This is a genomic window from Luteitalea sp. (assembly GCF_044337415.1).
Classification (GTDB): domain Bacteria; phylum Acidobacteriota; class Vicinamibacteria; order Vicinamibacterales; family Vicinamibacteraceae; genus Luteitalea.
Window position 1 is genome coordinate 1 of the sequence record NZ_JBIINP010000224.1, and the last position, 6,056, is coordinate 6,056.

At 68.5% G+C, this 6,056-nt stretch carries 6 protein-coding genes; all 6 read right to left on the reverse strand.

Annotated elements, in window-relative coordinates; translation table 11 throughout:
• Window positions 1-143 precede the first annotated feature (143 nt).
• The 6 genes from ACIRDX_RS19490 to ACIRDX_RS19515 all read right to left on the reverse strand — a co-directional run bounded on the left by ACIRDX_RS19490 (window position 144) and on the right by ACIRDX_RS19515 (window position 5,971).
• A complete protein-coding gene (locus tag ACIRDX_RS19490; RefSeq protein WP_396627104.1) occupies window positions 144-836 on the reverse strand; it encodes a DUF429 domain-containing protein in 693 nt (230 codons plus the stop codon).
• A gap of 91 nt (window positions 837-927) precedes the next feature.
• On the reverse strand, window positions 928-1,425 hold the full coding sequence (locus ACIRDX_RS19495) for a hydrogenase maturation protease (RefSeq protein WP_396627105.1): 498 nt from the start codon (window positions 1,423-1,425) through the stop codon (window positions 928-930).
• A complete protein-coding gene (locus tag ACIRDX_RS19500) occupies window positions 1,422-2,891 on the reverse strand; it encodes a Ni/Fe hydrogenase subunit alpha (RefSeq protein WP_396627106.1) in 1,470 nt (489 codons plus the stop codon). Before ACIRDX_RS19500 ends, ACIRDX_RS19495 begins: the two co-directional genes overlap by 4 nt.
• A 14-nt stretch (window positions 2,892-2,905) precedes the next feature.
• On the reverse strand, window positions 2,906-3,460 hold the full coding sequence (locus tag ACIRDX_RS19505) for an NADP oxidoreductase (RefSeq protein WP_396627107.1): 555 nt from the start codon (window positions 3,458-3,460) through the stop codon (window positions 2,906-2,908).
• Window positions 3,457-4,170: a 2Fe-2S iron-sulfur cluster-binding protein gene (locus ACIRDX_RS19510; protein ID WP_396627108.1), complete on the reverse strand. Its 714-nt coding sequence runs from the start codon at window positions 4,168-4,170 to the stop codon at window positions 3,457-3,459. The genes ACIRDX_RS19505 and ACIRDX_RS19510 overlap by 4 nt, the downstream gene beginning before the upstream one ends.
• Window position 4,171: 1 nt before the next feature.
• A complete protein-coding gene (locus ACIRDX_RS19515; RefSeq protein ID WP_396627109.1) occupies window positions 4,172-5,971 on the reverse strand; it encodes an NAD(P)H-dependent oxidoreductase subunit E in 1,800 nt (599 codons plus the stop codon).
• Between the last annotated feature and the right edge of the window lie 85 nt (window positions 5,972-6,056).

The following is a 6,056-nucleotide window of genomic DNA, read 5'->3' on the forward strand; positions in this document are numbered from 1 at the left end:
CGAAGGACGAAGGACGAAGGTAGGGCCGGCTCTCCGAGCCCGGCCGCTCAGGGCCGGGTTGGGACAACCGGCCCTTCCTCCTGACAGCGACATGCGGATAGCCGGGCACCTTACTGCCGACTCCCGACTCCCGACTGCCGACCCTATGCGGTGATGCTCATCCTGAGGCCCGTCGCGTCGCGGGCGGGCGGGTCCGGGCGGACGACGGCCTCGCCGCGGGCGAGGCGGTGCGCGGTCCAGAGGACGGCGACGGCGTCGAGCAGGTCGTCAGGCGCCCAGGCGCCGCGTGGCAGCGTCGACGCCAGGCGGTCAACAACGCCAGGCCACCGTGCGTCGATCAACGCGCGACGCTCGACACGGCCCTCGTTGGTCTTCTTGGCGTGCGTCATCGGCTCGCCGCCGTTCCACGTCGCGAACGACAGCTCGGGGTGGCCCTCATGCAGCACGTCGCGCCATCGCGGGTGCTGCTGCAGCACCGCATCGACCTCGGCGATCTTCGGCAGGATGAACCACGCCTGCTTGCTGATGGCGCGGCCGTCGATGGCCCGATGCGCGGCGCAGGTCGCCTCGTATGTGGGGTGTCCGAGCGCGCCACGGACGGGTGCCGGGAACAGGCTGCTCGCGCGCGTGGGCGCCAGCGCACGTCGCGCAAGCGTGTCGCACGCACGCGGCCCACTCGCCGACAGCCCGATGGGCATGTCGATCACGACGATATCGGGCGTGCATGCCTCGAGGACGTGCGCGAGCGAGGGCGCGATGATGGCGTCGACTTCGCCGTGGGTGTCACACACACAGAGCCAGCCGCCCCGACAGCCGTCGATGCCGATCAGGGTCATGGCTCAGACTTCACGGTCGGGGCTGGGGGCTTGGCGCTCGGGGCAAGCGATCGCGCGGCTGTCGACTCACGGCGGGGTGGGACACCCCGCCCTACCTTCGTGACAGCCACCTGCGCACCTCGTCGCAGGCGCGCGCCAGGTTCGCAGCCGCCTGCGGTGTGAGGTCGTCGTTGATCTCGAAGCCATACGCGGGGATGGCCATCGTCCAGGCACGCGGCTCGCGACCGGCGAGTTGCCTCGCAAGCGCCAGCACCGAGCCGATGCTCATGGCATGCGTCGAGAAGGTCGGCTCGTCCGCGGTGTCGGCAGGCGCCACGTGGTACGGCACCGGCGCGTCGGGGGCGACGGTCGCATCCACGAAGAGCACCACGTCGTGATCGGCAAGAGTGAGGGCGTCTTCCGGCGTGAGCTGGTAGTTGGCGTCGAGCGTCACGCCTGGCGGCACGCCGGCGGCCTCGAGCCACTCGACCACCCGGCACCCGAGCGCGTCGTCACCGCGCCCGGGGTTGCCGATGCCGAACACGAGTACGCGCGCGCCTGGCGCGAGCGTCGGAAGAACGCTTGCCCTGAGCTCGGCTCCCACGTTCACGCCGAGTGAGTCGAGGAGTCCCTGACGAACTCGCGCAGGAGTTCGCCCTGCTCGTTCTCGACGCGCAGGTGCAGCGGCATCTGCCCGAGCGCGTGGGTCGCGCAACTGAGGCACGGGTCGTAGGCGCGGATGGCGACCTCCACCTGGTTCAGCATGCCCTCGGTGACGTCCTCGTGGCCACTGATCACATGGTCGGCCACCCAGTGGACGGCGCGGTTCATCGCCTCGTTGTTGCTCGTCGTCGAGACGATCAGGTTGCACATCGTCACGAGGTCGTGCTCGTCCACCTGGTAGTGATGGAACAGCGTGCCGCGTGGCGCCTCGATCACGCCCACGCCCTCGCCGCGACGCACGCCCGTCGTCATCAGCTCGCCCGACAGCAGGTCCGGATCCTTCAGCAGGTCGCGGATCACCTCGGCGGCGTGCAGCACCTCGATGAGGCGGGCCCAGTGCATGTGCATCGACATGCCGTTCGGGCGTCCCTGCGTGTAGGCCTTGTAGATCTCGAACTCGGCCTGCGCGAGAGGGCTCGGGATGAAGTCGCACGTGTTCAGCCGCGCCAGCGGCCCGACGCGATACCAGCCCTTCTCGCGCCCGAGGCTGCGGATGAACGGGAACTTCATGTACGTCCAGCTGCGCGTCTCCTCGGCGATGTAGCTGGCGTACTCCTGGTAGTCGACGTGGTCGAAGATCTTCTCGCCGAACTCGTCCACCGCGCGGAGGCCGCCGTGGTACAGGTCGAGCGCGCCGTCGGCGCGGACGAGGCTCAGGTAGTTCGACGGAAAGGCGGCGAAGCCGTCGATCAGGTCCTTGTGCGTACGCTGGTGGGCCTTGAACAGCTCCAGGCCTTCCTGCGCCCACTCCACCATGCGATCGGCGTTGAACTCGAACGTGCCCACGAGCAGGGCGTCGCGCTCCTCCGCCGTCAGGTGCTTGTTGATGCCCCCCGGCAGGGCGCCTGTGCCGTGGATCTTCTTGCCGGCGGTGACGCGAATCACCTCCTGCCCGAACTTGCGCATCAGCACGGCCTTGCGCGCCACCTCGGGGAACGCGCCGAGCACGCCGACGATGTTGCGCTGCGCGGGATCGGACTCCATGCCGAACAGCAGGTCCGGGGAGGCGAGGTGGAAGAAGTGCAGCACGTGCGACTGAAACATCTGCCCGTAGTGCATCAACCGCCGCATCTTGTCGGCGGTGGGCGTGAGGTGGTCCGATCGCACGCCGCTCACCACGTCCATGGCCTTGGCGGCGCACAGGTGGTGGCTCACCGGGCAGATGCCGCACAGCCGCTGCACGAGGACGACGACCTCCCAGAGCGGGCGGCCCTGGACGAAACGCTCGAAGCCGCGGAACTCCACGATGTGCAACCGCGTGTCGGTGACGCGGTTGTCGTCGTCGATGCGAATGGTGACCTTGCCGTGGCCCTCGACGCGGGTGACCGGCTCGATGGTGATCTTGCGGGGCATGATCGGGCGCCTCGTCAGTCGAACTTGAAGTGCTGGTACGGGATGGCCTCGATCGGCTTGCCCTTGGCGATGGCGCTCAGCGTCTCCCAGATGACCTCGGGATGCGGCGGGCAGCCGGGCAGGAAGGCGTCGATCTTGACCACCTCGTGGCACGGGTAGATGCGGTCGAGGATGGCGGGGATGTCCTCGTCGTGCGGGATGATCTGCGAGTCGCAGGTCGGCCCCTTCAGGTACGACTCGGTGAACAGCTCGCTCATGGGGATGCCGTTGCGCATCGCGGGCAGCCCGCCCGTGATCGCACATTGCCCCACCGACACCAGGATGCGGCAGTACTTGCGGAACTCGCGCAGCACGTGGACGTTGTGCGTGTTGCAGCACCCGCCCTCGACCAGGCCGACGTCGCAGGGTTCGGTGAGCTTCTTGAAGTCGTCGATCGGCGAGGCGCGGAAGTCGTAGAGCTGCACGAGCTCGAGGATCTTCTCGTCGATGTCGAGGAACGACATGTGGCAGCCGAAGCAGCCCGCCAGCGATGTCGTCGCGAGAGTCAGCTTCTTCCGTGGCTCGCTCATGCGCCTTCGCCGCCCTTCTCCACGTCGGTGCCGATCGGCGTCAGGTCGAAGCGCCGCTTGCCGACCGGCGTCGTGTAGTGCGGCCCCTTGCGGATGAGGGCGCCCACCGGGCAGATGGCCTCGGCCTTCTTCGCGATCTCGTCCGACATCGCCTCGGGGTGGGTGGTGTCGACCGTGATGCGGATCTCGCGGCCGCGGTCGGTGAAGCCGAAGATGTCCTGCCCGCCACGCGCCTTGACGCCGCGCACGCAGCGCAGGCACTGGATGCAGCGGTTGTGCTCGAGGATCAGGTGCGGCAGCGACGCGTCGATGCTGCGGTTGGTGAACGAGAACGGGAACCGCGGCACGTCCATGCGGTACCGGTAGGCCAGCGCCTGCAGTTCGCAGTCGCCGCTCTTCTCGCAGCTCGGGCACATGTGGTTGCCCTCCACGAAGAGCATCTCGATGATGCCCTTGCGGAGGTCGGCGAGCTCCGGACTCTCGCTCTCCACCACCATGCCGTTGGACACGGGCGTCGTGCAGCCGGAGATGATCCGGTTGCCGACCTTCACCATGCACATGCGGCACGTGCCGGCCGGCGGCAGGCTCTTGTAGTCGCACAGCGTGGGGATGTAGATGCCACTCTCGCGCGCCGCCTCGACGATGCTCTGGCCGTCCTTGGCGCGGATGATGGTGCCGTTCAGCGTGATCTCGACGAGGCCTTGTTCCATGTCACGCCTGCTCCGTGACCGGCGTCTGGCCGGCGACGGCGATGGATTCCGCCGTGGCGGCCTCCAGGTTGAACTGCGAGACGAAGTCGACGTCGCTGCGGACCCGCTGCAGGTACGTGTCGCGGAAGTGCGTGAGCGTGCTGAGCAGGGGATTCGGCGACGTCTGGCCGAGGCCGCAGCGCGAGGTCTTGATGACGATCGAGCCGAGGTGCTCGATGGCATCAAGGTCCGCAGTGGTGCCGTGACCGGCGCGAATCTTGTCGAGCGCCTTCAGCAGCAGCGTGTTGCCGGCGCGGCAGGGGACGCAGAAGCCGCAGCTCTCGTTGGCGAAGAACTGCATGTGATTGCGCACGATCTGCAGCAGGTCGCGGTGGGCGCCGAACACGGTGACGGCGCCGCCCGTGTCGAGATCCTCGTAGGCGATGCGCCGGTGGAATTGCGACGGAGGGACGTACGTGCGCGACGGCCCGCCGACCTGCACGCACAGCGCCGGGGCCGCACCACAGCGCTCGAGCACGTCGTGCACCGTGGTGCCCCACGGCACCTCGTACACGCCAGGGCGTTCGCAGTCGCCCGACACGCTGAGCAGCTTCACGCCGGCCGACGCGGCCGTGCCCATCGCGCGGAACCACTGCCAGCCGTGCTCGGCGATGCGCGCGGCACAGCCGAACGTCTCGACGTTGTTGACGATCGTCGGGCGGTGCCGGTAGCCGGACACGGTGGGAAACGGCGGGCGGTTGCGCGGCGTGCCGCGCTTGCCCTCCGCCGACTCGATGAGTGCCGACTCCTCGCCGCAGATATACGCGCCCGCGCCGACGCGCAGCGCGATGTCGAAGCTGAAGTGCGTGCCCAGGATGCGCTTGCCGAGCAGGTGGTGGTCGCGCATGCGCTGCAGGACGGCCTCGAGATGCGGCACCAGGTACGCGTACTCGCCGCGCAGGTACAGCAACCCGCGCTTGGCCTCGACGGCATAGCCGGCGACGGTCATGCCCTCGAACATCAGCTCCGCGCACTCGGTGAGGATGACGCGGTCCTTGAAGGTGCCCGGCTCGCCCTCGTCGGCGTTGCAGATCACGTAGCGCGACTCGCCCTCGGTGGCGCGGCACGAGGCCCATTTCTGCCCCGTCGAGAAGCCGGCGCCGCCACGGCCGCGGAGGCCCGACTTCTTCACGCTGTCGATCACCTCGAGTGAGGCCATCTCGAGCGCCTGCGACAGCGCGGCGCCCGGCGTGAACGGCGCGAAGAACACCGAGCCAGTGTGACGGATGTGGTTGTGGACCTCGGCATGGATCAGCGGCGTGGCGTTGCGTCCGTCGCCGAGCGGTCCGACCAGCTCGCGCACGTCCTTGCCGGCCCGCAGTCCCGCGACGATCTCGCGGACACGATCCGGGGTGAGGCGCGTGAAGGGCACGTCGTTGATCAGCGCGGCCGGCTCCTGGTCAGACATGCCGATGCAGGAAGTCGTGTAGAGCCCGATGGCGCGGTCGGCCGTGGTGGTACCGAAACGGGTGCCCACCGCCTCCTCGAACGCCGCGGCCACCTCGAGTCCCCCCGAGAGCTCGGACATGGCGCTCGTGTTCAGGTAGACGGTGACGTTGCCGCGGTGTTCGCGCGAGAGGAAGTGGTAGAAGGTCGCCGTGCCCTCGACCTGTACGCGGGAGAGATCGAGGTCCTCGGCCAGGAAGGTGATCGCGTCTTCGGGGATGCACCTGAAGGCCGCCTGCACCTCCCGCAGCATCGCGAGGAGTTGTCGCCGTTCGCCGTTGTGCTTCTGGACGATGGCCCGGATGGCGCCGCGCATGGGGTAGATGGTACGTCCGTCCGTGCGCCGTTGCACGGATCGCGGCGTCACGACATCCACATGTGTAGGTCCCCGCCTACAGGAG

Coding starts and splice junctions, on each gene's coding strand:
- ACIRDX_RS19500 (WP_396627106.1), bottom strand. CDS start 2,891: ATGCCCCGCAAGATCACCATCGAGCCGGTCACCCGCGTCGAGGGCCAC.
- ACIRDX_RS19515 (WP_396627109.1), bottom strand. CDS start 5,971: ATGCGCGGCGCCATCCGGGCCATCGTCCAGAAGCACAACGGCGAACGG.
- ACIRDX_RS19490 (WP_396627104.1), bottom strand. CDS start 836: ATGACCCTGATCGGCATCGACGGCTGTCGGGGCGGCTGGCTCTGTGTG.
- ACIRDX_RS19505 (WP_396627107.1), bottom strand. CDS start 3,460: ATGAGCGAGCCACGGAAGAAGCTGACTCTCGCGACGACATCGCTGGCG.
- ACIRDX_RS19510 (WP_396627108.1), bottom strand. CDS start 4,170: ATGGAACAAGGCCTCGTCGAGATCACGCTGAACGGCACCATCATCCGC.